The following is a 14,308-nucleotide window of genomic DNA, read 5'->3' on the forward strand; positions in this document are numbered from 1 at the left end:
TGAATAGCAGGAGGTCGCCATGGAACCGGAAACCCCGTCCCGTCGCAAGAAAGCCGGCGACGAACCCGTGACGATCGACCTCGAAGCCGTTCCAGCGTCCGTCAGTAACGAAGCATTGGCCGCCGAGGAAAAGCCGGAAGCCGACGCCGCGGCACCGGACGCCGAGCCCGCGGAAACGACGACGACCGAGACGGAAACCACGGAAACCGTGACCGAAGAGACCGTCGCCGCCGAGCCCGAACCCATCGTCGAGGAAAAGCAGGACCCGGTGGAGCCGGCCCGCTCGACCTATGAGGAGCCCGTGCGCGCGCAAACGCCGCCGCCCCCGCAGAAAAGCAATGCCGGCACGCTTGCCGCCAGCATTCTCGGCGGCCTGATCGCGCTTCTGGGCGCCGGCAGCCTGCAATATGGCGGCTACCTGCCCGCACTCGGCCCCGACCGTGCCGGCGATGCCAGCGCCGTCTCCGCCCTTTCCAACGAGGTCGAGGCGCTGAAGACCCGCCTTTCCGAGGCCGGCACGGCAAGCCCGGTCGATCTCCAGCCGATCGAAACGCGGATCGCCGCGCTCGAAAAATCGACGGCCGAAGGCACGGGCGCGACTGCCGCCGCCCCCGAAACCGTCACCAAGCTCGAAGGCGACGTGACGCGGCTGACGACGGAACTTGCGGCCCTGCGCGAAGCCATTGCGGCCGTAAGCTCGACCGAAAGCCAGCTGACCGAGCGCATCGCCGCCGCCGAGCAGAAACTCGACGAACCGCGCAGCGACATCGCGATGGCGCGCGCCGTCGCCGCAAGCGCCCTCAAGACCGCGATCGACCGCGGCGGTCCCTATCTTGCCGAACTGGAAGCCTTCGCCAGCATCTCACCGGACGACCCGTCCGTTGCGGGCCTGCGCGAACAGGCCGCCATCGGCGTGCCGTCCCGTTCGGATCTGGTGCGTGACTTCCAGAAGACGGCGGATGCCATTCTGGACGCCGTGCACCAGCCGGACGGCGACCAGGGCGTCTTCAACCGCCTGATGTCGAGCGCCGCCTCGGCGATCCGCGTGCGTCCGGTCGGCACCGTCGAGGGGGATTCACCCGAGGCGATCGTCGCGCGCATCGAGACCAAATTGCAGAACGGCGACTTCAAGGGCGCGCAGATCGAATGGCAGACCCTGCCGGAGGTGGGCCAGACCGCGGCAGCAGACTACAAGCGCACGCTTGACCAGCGTGTGGCCGTCGAAGGCCTGATCGGCGCCGTCGTTTCCGGCGCCATGAACGGCACCACGACCACCGGCAACCAGGGCTGAGGAGAAAGACTTCATGATTCGCATTCTGGTCTTCGCCCTCTTTGTACTGGCTCTTGCGGCAGGCTTTGCCTGGCTTGCCGACCGTCCCGGCGAACTCTCCATCATCTGGCAGGGCCAGCGGGCCGATATGAGCCTGATGGTCGCCGCCACGCTCGTCGTCTCGCTCATCGCCGCCGTCATGTTTACCTGGTGGATCGTGCGCGTGGTCTGGACCTCGCCGCACTCGATCCAGCGCTTCTTCCGTGCCCGCAAGCGCGACCGTGGCTACCAGGCGCTTTCCACCGGCCTGATCGCCGCCGGCGCGGGGGACGCCGCCGGCGCCCGGAAAATGCTGGGCCGCACCAAGGGCCTGCTGAGCGCCGACCAGGAGCCGCTCATCCACCTGCTCGAAGCGCAGGCCGCGATGATCGAAGGCCGCTACGACGACGCCCGCAAAAAATTCGAGCTGATGGCCGACGATCCGGAAACCCGCGAGCTCGGCCTGCGCGGTCTCTATCTGGAAGCCCGCCGCCTCGGTGCCAACGAGGCCGCAAGGCAATATGCCGAGCGTGCCGCCGAAAAGGCACCGCAGCTTCCCTGGGCGACGGAGGCGGCCCTCGAATACCGCTCCGAAGCCGGCGACTGGGACGAGGCGTTGCGGCTGCTCGGCGACGGCCGCTCCGGCTCGGCCGAGGAGAAGAAGGCGCATGCCCGCCGCCGGGCCGTGCTGCTCACAGCGCGTGCCTCCGCCAAACTCGATGCCGACCCGAAGGGTGCGCGCGACGACGCCCAGCACGCGCTGAAACTCGACGAGAATTTCGTGCCGGCCGGCCTGATCGCCGCCAAGGCCTATCTGCGCGAAGACAACCTGCGCAAGGCCGCCTCCATTCTCGAAAAGCTCTGGAAGGCCACGGCCCATGGCGATGTCGCGAAACTTTACGTGCGCGCCCGCAGCGGCGATTCGGCGACCGACCGGCTGAAGCGGGCGGAGAAGCTCGAATCCATCCGGCCGAACAATGCCGAGGCGCTCTATGCCGTCGCCGAGGCAGCGTTGGAGACCCGCGACTTCACCCTTGCCCGCACCAAGGCCGAAGCCGCCGCGCGCCTCTCGCCGCGCGAAAGCGCCTTCCTGCTCCTCGCCGATATCGAGGACGCCGAGACCGGCGACCAGGGCCGCATTCGCCACTGGATGAACCAGGCGCTGAAGGCGCCGCGCGATCCGGCCTGGACCGCTGACGGCATCACCGCGCCGGAATGGCGCGCCATCTCGCCCGTCACCGGCCGCCTCGACGCCTTCGAATGGAAGACCCCGGTGAGCGAGCTCCAGGGACCGATCGAGGAAGGCTCCACCGACAGCGTCGACGAGGCGATCCGCACCCTGCCGCCGCTCGCCATCGAGGCAAAGCCAGCCGTCAAGATCGAACCGGTCGAGACGAAGGAAGCCGAAAAGCCGGTGGTCGTCGCGAGTGTCGTCGAAGCGGCCCCGGTGAAGGAAATCATCGTCGCGGAAAAGGCGAAGGCGAAGCCGGAACCCGCGGTGGCCGGGGAGGAGGAACGACCCTTCTTCGGCTTGCCGGACGATCCGGGCGTCAAGGAAGGCGCCGTCAAACGGGACGGCACGAGCGGTTTCCGCTTGTTCTGAAGGCACGTCCGGCAAAGCAACGGTTTGCTGGACGTGATGGGCATGCTCAAAGGGCTTGAGGGTAAACGGGGCGACAATCGATGTTCGAACGCTTGCAGCAGTTTCTGGCGAGCCTTTCCGGTGGCGAGAGCAAACCGGCCTTTGCCGCCGACGACCCGCGGGTCGCCGTCATCGCGCTCTGCATCCAGGTGATGGAGGCGGATGGCAAGGTGTTGGAGATCGAGAAGAAGGCGCTGCGCGCCCGCTTCAAGGAGCTCTACGGCGTCGACGAGGCCGAGCTCGATGCGCTCGTCGCCGCCGGCACCGATGCCGAAAGCGAGGCGATCGACTTCTTCCGCTTCACATCGGAACTGAAGCGCCAGCTTTCGGAGGACCAGCGCGTCGACCTGATCGGCCTGCTCTGGGAAATCGTCTATGCGGATGGCGAGAGGAGCGAGATGGAGGATCACGCGATCTGGCGCATTGCCGACCTGCTTGCCGTCTCGGGCCGCGAACGCATCATGAAGCGGCAGCAAGTGGCCGAACGGGTGGGAGCCGTGGGGGAGAAAGAAGGAGAGGACGAAGCCTGAGCCATGCTCGATTTCCCCCGTAAACCGCGCCGCAGGCCGCCCGTGCTGGTCGTGCTGCACCAGGAGACCTCCAGCCCCGGCCGCGTCGGCCAGATCCTGCAGCAGATGGGCCATGCGCTGGATATCCGCCGCCCCGTGCTCGGCGATCCCCTGCCCGCCACGCTGGAGCACCATGCCGGCGCCGTCGTCTTCGGCGGGCCGATGAGCGCCAATGACGACGAGCCCTATGTGCGCGAGGAAATCGACTGGCTGTCGGTGCCGCTGAAAGAGAACCGCCCCTTCCTCGGCATCTGCCTCGGCGCGCAGATGCTGGTCAAGAATCTCGGCGGCAGGGTGTTCGGCCATGAGGAAGGCTGGACGGAGATCGGCTGGTATCCGCTGAAGGCGACGGAAGCGGGCACCGCGCTGCTGCCCTGGCCGGAAATGGTCTACCAGTTCCACCGCGAAGGTTTCGACCTGCCCTCCGGCGCAACATTGCTCGCGACCGGCCATCACTATGAAAACCAGGCCTTCCGCTATGGCGACAAGGCCTGGGGCATCCAGTTCCACGGCGAGCTGACGCTCGCCATGATGCATCGCTGGGTCGTGCGCGGCGCACACCGCTTCGAGCTGCCGGGCGCCCAGATGGGCCGCGCCCATCTCGATGGCCGCCTGCTGCATGATGCGGCGCTGCGCCTCTGGATGACGTCCTTCCTCGACCGCATCTTCCACGAAGACTGACGGCAATTAAACATGTTGGCGGCGCATCCGGCGCGCGGCCTTGCTGGCTGCGCCCGCAATGGCTACATGTCAGCACGAAACCAATTGGAGACATCAATGATAGCGGTCATCAACACCCTATTGTTCATCATCAACATAGCGTGGTTCCTGGTGATCGCCTCGGCGATCTTCTCCTGGCTCTACGCCTTCAACGTCATCAACGCAAACAATCAGGTGATCGCGACCATCGGCCGCTCGCTCTACCAGCTGACTGAGCCGATCTACCGCCCGATCCGCCGCATCCTGCCGAATTTCGGCGGCGTGGACCTGTCGCCGCTCGTCGTGCTCGTCATCCTGTTCTTCCTGGAACAGGTGATCCGCACCGTGCTGGCGCCGGCGCTGCTCTCCTGAGCCAGCAGCAGTAGCCAGAAAAAGAAAATCCTCCGGATCGCTGGCGACCCGGAGGATTTTGTCGAACGGAACGAAGCGCTGGGAGCGCTTACTTGCCTTCGTTGTAGCGGGCGACCGCTTCGAGGATCATCCTCTTGGCGACGTCGACATCCTGCCAGCCGGCGATCTTCACCCACTTGCCGGGCTCCAGATCCTTGTAATGCGTGAAGAAGTGCTCGATCTGCTTGAGCGTGATTTCCGGCAGGTCGGTGTAGTTGGCGACCTTGTCGTAGCGGCGCGTCAGCTTCGGCACCGGCACGGCGATGATCTTTTCGTCCTTACCGCCATCGTCTTCCATGACCAGAACGCCGATCGGGCGCACATTGATCACGCAGCCCGGAACGAGCGGGCGGGTGTTGGCGATGAGCACGTCGATCGGGTCGCCGTCTTCCGACAGCGTGTGCGGCACGAAGCCGTAATTGCCCGGATAGGTCATCGGCGTGTAGAGGAAACGGTCGACGACGAGCGCGCCGGCTTCCTTGTCCATCTCGTACTTGATCGGGTGGCCGCCGACCGGCACCTCGACAATGACGTTCACGTCGTCCGGCGGGTTCTTGCCAACGGAAATCGCATCGATACGCATGGAGGGGCTCCCTGAACTGCGGTGGTTTGTTTGCGGGCTTCCTAATGCGAATCCCGTTGCAGCGCAACATGACTTTCGCCGGGGGCCGAATAGACCGACCCGGTCCGCCGTCTCCAAAAGGACCCGGAGGATTACAGATGCGCCCGATACACCTCGTTCTCGCCGCCGCCCTTGCCGCCGTCTCGGCCACGGCTGCCTCGGCCAATGAAAGCGCCTATACCGAGCGCAATCTCGACGCCTGCGAGACCCTGTCGCAAACCGACGAAGGCCCGAGCATCACGATGAAATGCGCCGGCTACAAGGATCTGGCCGTCTATTTCAAGGAAGGCGACCTCCGCCAAAGCCAGGCCTATGGGCCGATCGGCAAGGTCTGGCTGGATGAGGCTTTCGAGAGCTTCGGGCCGTTCAACCACACCAATGCAAAGGTCGAATGGCGGCTTGGCGCGGAGGGTGCGCCCATCGCCACCATCGTGCGCTGGTTCGTCTCCGATCCGGAAACGACGAGCGACACCACCACGCGCTACGGCCAGGTCCTGGTCGTCTCGACGGTGGCGACGGCGGAAGATCCGACGAGCTGCGTCGTCGGTTATGTCGATGCACTGGAGAACAAGGATGCCAACACGCTTGCCCGCACGGTGGCGGACGAAGAGGCATCCAGCTTCATCTGCAACAAGAGCGAGCCGCAATGGCACGGCACGCGCGGAAAGCTTGCCGGGGAGCCGATGCGCTATCTGCCGGAAAAAACCGAATAGGTTTTTGGCTAGCGCCTGTCGTTATCGGCAGGCTTCAGGACCAGACGAAACCGACCTTCTTCAGTTCCTTCTCGCCGAAATTCTCCATGCCTTCGGCAATGTCGCGCCCGCCGGCGGAGCGGAAGAAGCGGTCGGCGTGCTCGCTGTCTTCCAGGCACCAGACGATCATGCCGTTGCAGCCGAGCGACTTCAAAAGCCGCTGCGCCTCGCCGAACAGCAGCCGGCCAAGGCCGATGCCCTGGTATTCCGGGCGAAGGTAAAGCTCGTAGATCTCGCCTTCCTGCGGCAGCGCACGGGCGCGGTTGAGGCCGAGCGTGGCGTAACCGGCCACGGTGCCGGCGACATCGAGCACCAGAAGCGTCGCTGGACCGCGTGTCGCCTTGCGCCACCAGGTCTCGTTCCGGCGGTCGACCATCTGGATCAGCGGTTTGTGCGGAATGAGGCCGCCATAGGCCTGCAGCCACGACACCCGATGCGTTTCGGATATCGCGCGCGCGTCCTGCGGCTCGGCGCGCCGCACATCGATCGACAGTGTTTTCATAACACGACTCTTATTCCGGCACCGATTCCACCGGAATCCCGCGGCAGGAGAAGTCTCTCTTTCCCCACAGGCGAGTTCCGTATGGCACACGGAAAAGTTAACGCTTTTTTAACAAACGTCACAAGTCGTAAAACGATGGCACACACATGAAAAACCCCGGTGCAGGCACCGGGGTTCAAAATGTCTCATTTCGGGAAGAAGCGCTTATGCCGCGCCGGCGGCACGCTGCTTGTCGAATCGCTTGCGGTCGTTGGCGTCGAGGAACATCTTGCGCAGACGGATCGACTTCGGCGTCACTTCCATCAGCTCGTCGTCCTGGATCCACGACAGGGCGCGGTCGAGCGTCATGCGGATCGGCGGGGTCAGCTTCACGGCTTCATCCTTGCCGGCAGCGCGGATGTTGGTGAGCTGCTTGCCCTTGAGCACGTTGACCTCGAGGTCGTTGTCACGGGTGTGGATGCCGATGATCATGCCCGCATAGACCTTTTCGCCCGGCTCGATGATCATCGGGCCGCGGTCTTCGAGGTTGAACATGGCATAGGCAACGGCTTCGCCCGACGCGTTCGACAGCAGCACGCCGTTGACGCGGCCGCCGATTGCACCCTTGTAGGGCTGGTAGTCGTGGAACAGGCGGTTCATCACAGCCGTGCCGCGCGTGTCGGTCAGGAGTTCCGACTGGTAGCCGATCAGGCCGCGGGTCGGCGCCAGGAACTTCAGGCGAATACGGTTGCCGCCCGACGGGCGAAGCTCCGTCATCTCGGCCTTGCGCTCGGACATCTTCTGCACGACGACGCCCGAATGCTCTTCGTCAACGTCGATGACGACTTCTTCGATCGGCTCCATCGTGGTGCCGTTCTCGTCCTTGTGCATGACGACGCGCGGACGCGACACGGCCAGTTCGAAGCCTTCGCGGCGCATGGTCTCGATCAGGACGGCGAGCTGAAGTTCGCCGCGGCCGGAGACGTAGAACGAATCCTTGCCTTCGGCCTCTTCGATCTTCAGCGCGACATTGCCTTCGGCTTCCTTGAACAGGCGGTCCCGGATGACGCGGCTCGTCACCTTGTCGCCTTCGGTGCCGGCGAGCGGGCTGTCATTGACGATGAAGGACATCGTGACGGTCGGCGGGTCGATCGGCTGCGCTTTCATGGCTTCGGTGACCGAAGGATCGCAGAACGTGTCGGCGACGGTGCCCTTGGAGAGACCGGCGATCGCGACGATGTCGCCCGCATGCGCTTCGTCGATCGCCGTTCGCTCGATGCCGCGGAAGGCGAGGATTTTCGAGATGCGGCCGGTTTCGATGAGCTTGCCGTCCTGGCCGAGAACCTTGACGGCCTGGTTCGGCTTGATCGAGCCGGAATGGATGCGGCCGGTGATGATGCGGCCGAGGAAGGGGTTGGCTTCCAGAATCGTGCCGATCAGGCGGAACGGGCCTTCGGCGACCGTCGGCTCCGGCACGTGCTTCAGCACGAGGTCGAGCAGCGGCGCCATGCCTTCGTCCTTCGGGCCTTCCGGGTTGACGTTCATCCAGCCATTGCGGCCCGAACCGTAGAGGATCGGGAAGTCGAGCTGCTCGTCGGTGGCGTCGAGATTGGCGAAGAGGTCGAAGACCTCGTTCAGCACTTCCTCGTGGCGGCCGTCCGGACGGTCGATCTTGTTGATCGCGACGATCGGCTTCAGACCGACCTTCAGCGCCTTGCCGACCACGAACTTGGTCTGCGGCATCGGGCCTTCCGAGCTATCGACGAGAACGATCGCGCCGTCCACCATCGAGAGGATGCGCTCCACTTCGCCGCCGAAGTCGGCGTGGCCGGGGGTGTCGACGATGTTGATGCGAACGCCCTTCCAGTCCACCGAGGTCGCCTTGGCGAGAATGGTGATGCCGCGTTCCTTTTCGAGGTCGTTCGAGTCCATCACGCGTTCGGCGACGCGCTGGTTTTCACGGAACGAGCCGGACTGCTTCAGAAGCTCGTCAACGAGCGTGGTCTTGCCATGGTCGACGTGCGCGATGATCGCGATATTGCGGATGGACATGGTATAATCTCTGAGGTTCGGGGCGCGCAGGGTATGAGGGCGCCGTCTTCAATGGCCGGGCTCTTACATGTTTTTCCGCAATTGCGAAAGGGGCGGGACGCAACTCTGTTATCCTTCCGGCTCAAGGCTCGCTCGGATGCCACACCTCACGACGTGCGCACCGGCGGCAGCGTGACCCGCCAGAGCTCCTGATCCTCCCGGTCCATCAGCCGCACGGTCATCTCTTCGCTCGCCCCGTGGATGTCGACCAGGCCGAAGAATTGCAGGCCGGCGGACGGCGGAAGATTGCTGTCGATGCCGCCCTTCGACGATTTGATGAAGCGGACTTCGGGGCCGAAAGTGCTGTCGAGCGGCTTTGGCCCATAGGTGCCGGAATGCAGCGGGCCGGAGACGAATTCCCAGAACGGATTGAACTCCTGGAATTTCGCGCGCGACGGATCGTAATGGTGCGCCGCGGTATAGTGGACGTCCGCCGTCAGCCAGACGACATTGTGGATGGCATTGTCGCGCATGAAGGAGAGCAGCTCGGCGATTTCCCGCTCGCGCGCCGCGGGCGGCCCGTTCAACCCGTCCGCCACGCCCTCGTAGCCGAGGCTGTTGGAATAATCGTCCCAGATGACGAGGCCGAGCGGCATGTCGCAGGCGATGACCTTCCAGACCGCCTGTGAAGCCGCAAGCTCGCGCCGCAACCAGTCCGCCTGCCGCCACCCGAACAGGCTGTTCTCCGTGCCGCCCTGGTTGGGGCTGCGATAGGAGCGCAGGTCGACGAAGAACACGTCGAGCAGCGGGCCATAGGCGACCTTGCGGAAGATGCGGCCGGGCTCGGTGGGGAAATAGCGGATCGACGTCATCTCGTGGAAGGCGCGCCGCGCGCGCGCCTCGTAGACGCCGATCTCCTTGTCCGGATAACGCCGGTCGCCGGTGAGGTCGCTCGATTCCGACCAGTTGTTCAGCACCTCGTGGTCGTCCCACTGGAAGAAGGTCGGGCACTGGCTGTTGAAGGCGAGCAGGTGGTCGTCCAGCAGATTGTATTTCCACTGCCCCCGGAATTCTTCCAGCGTGCGCGCCACATTGCGCTTCTCGTCGGTGACGATGCGGTTCTTCCAGACCCCACCATCGCGCAAGGGGATTTCGTCCGGGATCGGGCCGTCCGCATAGACCGTATCGCCCGAGTGGATGAAGAAATCCGGCTCGTGGCGCAGCATGGTCGAATAGGTCTTCATGCCGACATCGTCGATGCCCCAGCCCTGCCCGGCGGTATCCCCCGACCAGACGAAGCGCACCGACCGATTGCGCATCGGCGCCGTGCGGAAGCGCCCGACGATCGGCTCGGAGACGAGATGGCTGGAATAGGGGTCCTTGGCCGTGAAGCGGTAAAAAATGTCCTGGTCCGGCAGCAGGCCTTGCAGCATGGCCTTGACCGTGTTGTCGGACGTCCCCAGCGCCTTCTGCACCGGCATCCGGGCTGCATTGGTGAAACTGTCGGTGGTCGAATATTCGAGCATCACCTCCGCCGGCCGGTCGGTTCGCGCCCAGACCACGCCGGAGGAACAATCGACATCGCCGGACTGCACGCCATGGGAGAAGACCGGACTGCCATGTCGTCGCGCATAATAGGGAACCGCCAGCGCCGAGGATGTGGCCAGCGCGCCGGCCCCCGCAGTCAGAAGAAACGAGCGCCGCGTCAGCGTCTCGGGAACAATCGCCATGCCACCTCCGGCCTGACCCGCGAATCGAAACGCCAGGCGGGCAGACCATGAGTCTTCGCCATGTCAGTCCGGTAACGGGAGCATGACGTTTCGCCGAAAGTTCGGTGACGGGAGGATGACGGCACGAGGCGGCGCGAGCAGTTGCCAGCCGAAGCCACCGCCCCTATACCGGAGGTTTCTGGCCACAGCCGCAACCTCTCCTCCGTCATGGTCGGGCCTGACCCGACCATCCACCCACCGGCACGCCGTGGATGTGGATCCTCGGGTCAAGCCCGAGGATGACGTTGGTGGGTGGGGACGACCTTCGAAAGAGAAGGCGGCCCGTCAGGCCGCCAGCCCCTTTTTCTCCAGCATCGCCTCCGGGCTCGGCAGCTTGCCGCGGAAGGCCTTGTAGGCGTCTTCCGGGTCGACGGAGCCGCCGACGGCGTAGATGTAGGTCTTCAGCCGTTCGGCCATGGCGGGGTTGAAGGCGTCGCCCGTCTCGGTGAAGGCGGCGAAGGCGTCGGCATCCAGCACCTCCGACCACATGTAGGAATAGTAGCCGGCCGAATAGCCGTCACCGGAGAAGACGTGCTGGAAGTGCGGCGTCGCGTGGCGCATGACGATGGATTTCGGCAGGCCGATCTTTTCCAGTACCTCCGCCTGCACCGTCATCGGATCGTCCACCGGACCGCGCGTATGAAACGCCATGTCGACCAGCGCGGAGGAGGTGAACTCCACCGTCGCAAAGCCGGAATTGAAGGTGCGGGCAGCGAGAACCTTGTCGAGCAGCGCCTGCGGCATCGCCTCGCCCGTCTGGTAATGCACCGCATAACGCGTCAAAATTTCCGGCACGGTCAGCCAATGTTCGTAGAGTTGCGAGGGCAGCTCGACGAAATCGCGCGACACGCCGGTGCCCGAGACGGAGGGATAGGTGACGTCGGACAGCATACCGTGCAGCGCATGACCGAATTCGTGGAACAGCGTGCGTGCATCGTCGAGCGAAAGCAGCGCCGGCTTGCCTTCCGCGGGCTTCGCGAAATTGCAGACGTTGTAGATGATCGGGATTTCGCCGACGGTGCCATTCTTGAGCGGCAGGCGGTGCTGGCTCTGGTAGGAGCTCATCCAGGCGCCGGAGCGTTTTGACGAGCGGGCGAAATAATCGCCGAGAAACATGGCGACGAGTTTGTCGTTGCGATCGCGGATCTCGAAGACCCGCACGTCGGGATGATAGGCCGGCACATCCTTCTTCTCGATCGCGTGGATATCGAACAGGCGTTCGGCGACATCGAAGCAGGCCTCGATGATCTTTTCGAGCTGGAGGTAGGGTTTCAGTTCGGCCTCGGAGAAGTTGAATTTCCGGGAGCGCTGCTTTTCCGCATAATAGCGCCAGTCCCAGGGCATGACCTCGTGGTTGCGCCCTTCCTCCGCGACAAGGGCGGCAAGTTCCGCCTCCTCCTCGCGCGCCCGAGCCACAGCCTTTTCCCAGACCTGCATCAAGAGGCCGTTCACCGCCTGCGGCGTCTTCGCCATCGTGTTGTCGAGCTTCAGCGCCGCGAAATTCTCGTAGCCGAGCAGGCCGGCCTTTTCGGCGCGCAGCGTCAGCGTCTCCTTGACGATGCCGCGATTGTCCGTAGCCCCCTCGTTTTCGCCGCGCGCCACCCAGGCCCTGAAGGCCTGCTCGCGCAGGTCGCGCCGTGCTGAGGCGGTGAGGAACGGCTCGATGATCGAGCGCGACAGCGTCACCGCATAGCGCCCGTCATGGCCGCGTTCCCGCGCCGCCGCCGCCATGGCGTCTTTCAGGAAATCCGGCAGGCCATCGAGCACATCGCCCTCGTCGAGATAGAGCGCCCACTCCTTCTCGTCGGCGAGCACGTTCTGGCCGAATTTCGCGCCGAGACCGGCCAGCGTCTCGTTGATCGAGGAGAGCCGTTCCTGCTCGGGCTTTTCGAGCTTGGCGCCGGATTTAACGAAACCCTTCCAGTGCCGTTCCAGCACCCGGGTCTGCTCCAGCGAGAGCCCTAGGGCCTCCCGGCCTTCCCACAGCGCATCGATGCGCTGGAAGAGCGCGGCGTTGGTGCCGATCTTCGAATAGTGCCGCGACATTTTTGGCGCGATCTCGCGTTCCAGCGCCTGGATCACGTCGTTGGTGTTGGCGCCCGCCCGGCTCCAGAACAGCGCCGAGACGCGGGAAAGCTCATCGCCGGCGGTTTCGAGCGCGACGATGGTGTTCTCGAAGGTCGCGGGCTCCGGATTGCCGGCGATAGCGTCGATCTCCGCCTCGTGCGACGCCAGCGCCACATCGAAGCTCGCCGCGAAGGCCTCGTCCTTGACGAGATCGAAACGCGGCAGGCCGTTGAGGCCGGTCCATTCGACGAGGGCGGGATCGATGCGCGTTTCGGTCATGGGGCTGGTCCTTCCTGGCAAATCATCGTGCGGCGAATATAGGAAGGGACAGGGGCATTGGTACAGGGCGCCCACCAGAAAATACGGGAACCGGACGCGCCTGTCCGCGTTTGGACGATGTGGCGCCCTGCCTCTTGACGCGGAAGGCAACTTCGGAGAGAACAGCCCCATCCGCGGCCTTTGACTTGGGTTGCCGCGGGAACCCTGGTGCCGGGCCCCTCTGGCGAGAGTTTTTACGGCGCTCTCGTGATGTCGGTACCGCCAGCAATTAGCCGGCGGATTCATACGCACATGAACATCCTGACCATGCCTTACCCGCATGCCCGTTGTGGTATGCGCAAACTCGTTTCTTCCCTCACCGTGGCTTCCAGAATGGAGGCGCTGTCATGATCGGCAACGGCGAAGGCAAGACCACCCTCTCCTATCTCAAATGGGCATTAATCTCGACCGGCATCGGCCTGGCGCTCGGCGCCTGGCTCGGCTGGCAGACGACCGGAACGATCTCCGGCATGGCGACCGTCTTCTTCATCTGCGCCGTTCTCGCGGTGCTGGAGATTTCGCTCTCCTTCGACAATGCCATTGTGAATGCCAACAAGCTCAAGGACATGACGCCGGTCTGGCAACGCCGGTTCCTGACCTGGGGCATCCTGATTGCCGTCTTCGGCATGCGCATCGTCTTCCCGCTGCTGATCGTCGTCATCGCCGCCGGTATCGGCCCGATCGATGCGCTCATCCTCGCAGCCCGCGAGCCTGCGGAATATGCCCGCATCATGAATGACGCGCACCTGCCGATCGCTGCCTTCGGCGGCACCTTCCTCATGATGGTCGGCCTCACCTACTTCTTCAACCATGAGAAGGACGTGCACTGGATCGGCTTCATCGAGAAGCACATGGCTCGGTCTGCGACCGTCAAGGGCATCGAGATCGCCTTCGTTCTCGCGCTCATCATCGGTTTCTCGAAGCTTCTGGAACCGGCGGAGGCCAACACCTTCGTGCATGCGGCGGTCTACGGCCTTCTCACCTTCCTGGCAGTGGAAGTGATCGGTGGCCTGCTTGATGCGTCGCAGAAGGCGATGTCGGAAGCGGCCAAGGGCGGCCTCGGCGCCTTCATCTATCTGGAAGTGCTCGACGCCAGCTTCTCCTTCGATGGCGTCATCGGCGCCTTTGCGCTGACGCAGAACCTCTTCGTCATCGCCATCGGCCTCGGCATCGGCGCCATGTATGTGCGCTCGATGACCATTATGCTGGTGGAAAAGGGCATGCTGGCCGAATACCGCTACCTGGAGCACGGCGCGTTCTACGCGATCTTGATCCTCTCGGTGGTCATGTATTGCCAGACGCTAGTGCACATTCCGGAGGTCATTACCGGCCTTGGCGGCGCCACGCTCATCGGCATCTCGCTCTGGTCCTCTATCCGCTACAACAGGCGCGAGAAGGAAACGGGGCATCACAGCGCCCCGCATGCCGGCGACCGCGTCGCGGCACAGCTCGGCGAGAAAGCCTAAGAAACCGAGCCGGCCGTTTCGACGGCCGGCTTCTTCTTCCAGGAAGAAGCGACCCGAAATACAGAAGGCCCGGCCGAAGAAGCCCTGGGCGAAGGAGTTGCGGAGGGTGGTCATTTGGATTGCTCGCTTTCTGTTTTAGCTTACGAGCAGAAGATGATGCTTCAGGCCCGAA

Annotated in this window: 12 protein-coding genes; 7 read left to right on the top strand and 5 right to left on the bottom strand. The window is 64.1% G+C overall.

The window, feature by feature from the left end; genetic code table 11:
* The first annotated feature begins 19 nt into the window (after window positions 1–19).
* From GB927_RS22410 to GB927_RS22430, 5 genes are all read left to right on the top strand, one after another.
* Window positions 20–1,291 carry a COG4223 family protein gene (locus GB927_RS22410; RefSeq protein WP_256119442.1) on the top strand — a complete coding sequence of 424 codons (1,272 nt, stop codon included), beginning with the start codon at window positions 20–22 and terminating at the stop codon, window positions 1,289–1,291.
* Window positions 1,292–1,304: 13 nt separating this feature from the next.
* A complete protein-coding gene (locus tag GB927_RS22415) occupies window positions 1,305–2,912 on the top strand; it encodes a heme biosynthesis protein HemY (RefSeq protein WP_256119443.1) in 1,608 nt (535 codons plus the stop codon).
* An 80-nt stretch (window positions 2,913–2,992) separates the two neighbouring features.
* Window positions 2,993–3,481 (top strand): tellurite resistance TerB family protein, encoded by a 489-nt coding sequence (locus GB927_RS22420; RefSeq protein WP_256119444.1) that lies wholly within the window; start codon window positions 2,993–2,995, stop codon window positions 3,479–3,481.
* A 3-nt stretch (window positions 3,482–3,484) separates the two neighbouring features.
* Window positions 3,485–4,201 carry a glutamine amidotransferase gene (locus GB927_RS22425; RefSeq protein WP_256119445.1) on the top strand — a complete coding sequence of 239 codons (717 nt, stop codon included), beginning with the start codon at window positions 3,485–3,487 and terminating at the stop codon, window positions 4,199–4,201.
* Window positions 4,202–4,297: 96 nt separating this feature from the next.
* Window positions 4,298–4,591, top strand: coding sequence for a YggT family protein (locus GB927_RS22430; RefSeq protein ID WP_256119446.1), 294 nt, complete (start codon window positions 4,298–4,300; stop codon window positions 4,589–4,591).
* A gap of 88 nt (window positions 4,592–4,679) precedes the next feature.
* Here the strand turns inward: GB927_RS22430 and ppa are convergent, their stop codons facing one another.
* Window positions 4,680–5,213 (bottom strand): inorganic diphosphatase, encoded by a 534-nt coding sequence (gene ppa, locus GB927_RS22435; protein ID WP_256119447.1) that lies wholly within the window; start codon window positions 5,211–5,213, stop codon window positions 4,680–4,682.
* 137 nt (window positions 5,214–5,350) lie between these two features.
* On the opposite strand from ppa, the gene GB927_RS22440 reads away from it, so the two are divergent.
* Window positions 5,351–5,965 (top strand): hypothetical protein, encoded by a 615-nt coding sequence (locus GB927_RS22440; RefSeq protein WP_256119448.1) that lies wholly within the window; start codon window positions 5,351–5,353, stop codon window positions 5,963–5,965.
* Window positions 5,966–5,999: 34 nt separating this feature from the next.
* Here the strand turns inward: GB927_RS22440 and GB927_RS22445 are convergent, their stop codons facing one another.
* The 4 genes from GB927_RS22445 to GB927_RS22460 form a co-directional block, all read right to left on the bottom strand.
* Window positions 6,000–6,506: a GNAT family N-acetyltransferase gene (locus GB927_RS22445; protein WP_256119449.1), complete on the bottom strand. Its 507-nt coding sequence runs from the start codon at window positions 6,504–6,506 to the stop codon at window positions 6,000–6,002.
* A 204-nt stretch (window positions 6,507–6,710) separates the two neighbouring features.
* Window positions 6,711–8,537: a translational GTPase TypA gene (gene typA, locus GB927_RS22450; protein ID WP_256119450.1), complete on the bottom strand. Its 1,827-nt coding sequence runs from the start codon at window positions 8,535–8,537 to the stop codon at window positions 6,711–6,713.
* A gap of 146 nt (window positions 8,538–8,683) precedes the next feature.
* A complete protein-coding gene (locus tag GB927_RS22455; protein ID WP_256119451.1) occupies window positions 8,684–10,246 on the bottom strand; it encodes an alkaline phosphatase D family protein in 1,563 nt (520 codons plus the stop codon).
* 324 nt (window positions 10,247–10,570) lie between these two features.
* Window positions 10,571–12,631 carry a M3 family metallopeptidase gene (locus tag GB927_RS22460; protein WP_256119452.1) on the bottom strand — a complete coding sequence of 687 codons (2,061 nt, stop codon included), beginning with the start codon at window positions 12,629–12,631 and terminating at the stop codon, window positions 10,571–10,573.
* A 386-nt stretch (window positions 12,632–13,017) separates the two neighbouring features.
* On the opposite strand from GB927_RS22460, the gene GB927_RS22465 reads away from it, so the two are divergent.
* Entirely contained in the window at window positions 13,018–14,136 is a 1,119-nt protein-coding gene (locus GB927_RS22465; RefSeq protein ID WP_256119453.1) for a DUF475 domain-containing protein, read from the top strand.
* Window positions 14,137–14,308: the final 172 nt, after the last annotated feature.

Source organism: Shinella lacus (assembly GCF_010994755.1).
Lineage (GTDB): Bacteria > Pseudomonadota > Alphaproteobacteria > Rhizobiales > Rhizobiaceae > Shinella > Shinella lacus.

Excerpts from the sequence above, each read along its gene's own strand:
- GB927_RS22420 (WP_256119444.1), top strand. The coding sequence starts at position 2,993 with ATGTTCGAACGCTTGCAGCAGTTTCTGGCGAGCCTTTCCGGTGGCGAG.
- GB927_RS22465 (WP_256119453.1), top strand. The coding sequence starts at position 13,018 with ATGATCGGCAACGGCGAAGGCAAGACCACCCTCTCCTATCTCAAATGG.
- GB927_RS22440 (WP_256119448.1), top strand. The coding sequence starts at position 5,351 with ATGCGCCCGATACACCTCGTTCTCGCCGCCGCCCTTGCCGCCGTCTCG.
- GB927_RS22430 (WP_256119446.1), top strand. The coding sequence starts at position 4,298 with ATGATAGCGGTCATCAACACCCTATTGTTCATCATCAACATAGCGTGG.
- GB927_RS22425 (WP_256119445.1), top strand. The coding sequence starts at position 3,485 with ATGCTCGATTTCCCCCGTAAACCGCGCCGCAGGCCGCCCGTGCTGGTC.
- GB927_RS22445 (WP_256119449.1), bottom strand. The coding sequence starts at position 6,506 with ATGAAAACACTGTCGATCGATGTGCGGCGCGCCGAGCCGCAGGACGCG.
- GB927_RS22460 (WP_256119452.1), bottom strand. The coding sequence starts at position 12,631 with ATGACCGAAACGCGCATCGATCCCGCCCTCGTCGAATGGACCGGCCTC.
- GB927_RS22455 (WP_256119451.1), bottom strand. The coding sequence starts at position 10,246 with ATGGCGATTGTTCCCGAGACGCTGACGCGGCGCTCGTTTCTTCTGACT.
- GB927_RS22415 (WP_256119443.1), top strand. The coding sequence starts at position 1,305 with ATGATTCGCATTCTGGTCTTCGCCCTCTTTGTACTGGCTCTTGCGGCA.
- ppa (WP_256119447.1), bottom strand. The coding sequence starts at position 5,213 with ATGCGTATCGATGCGATTTCCGTTGGCAAGAACCCGCCGGACGACGTG.
- typA (WP_256119450.1), bottom strand. The coding sequence starts at position 8,537 with ATGTCCATCCGCAATATCGCGATCATCGCGCACGTCGACCATGGCAAG.
- GB927_RS22410 (WP_256119442.1), top strand. The coding sequence starts at position 20 with ATGGAACCGGAAACCCCGTCCCGTCGCAAGAAAGCCGGCGACGAACCC.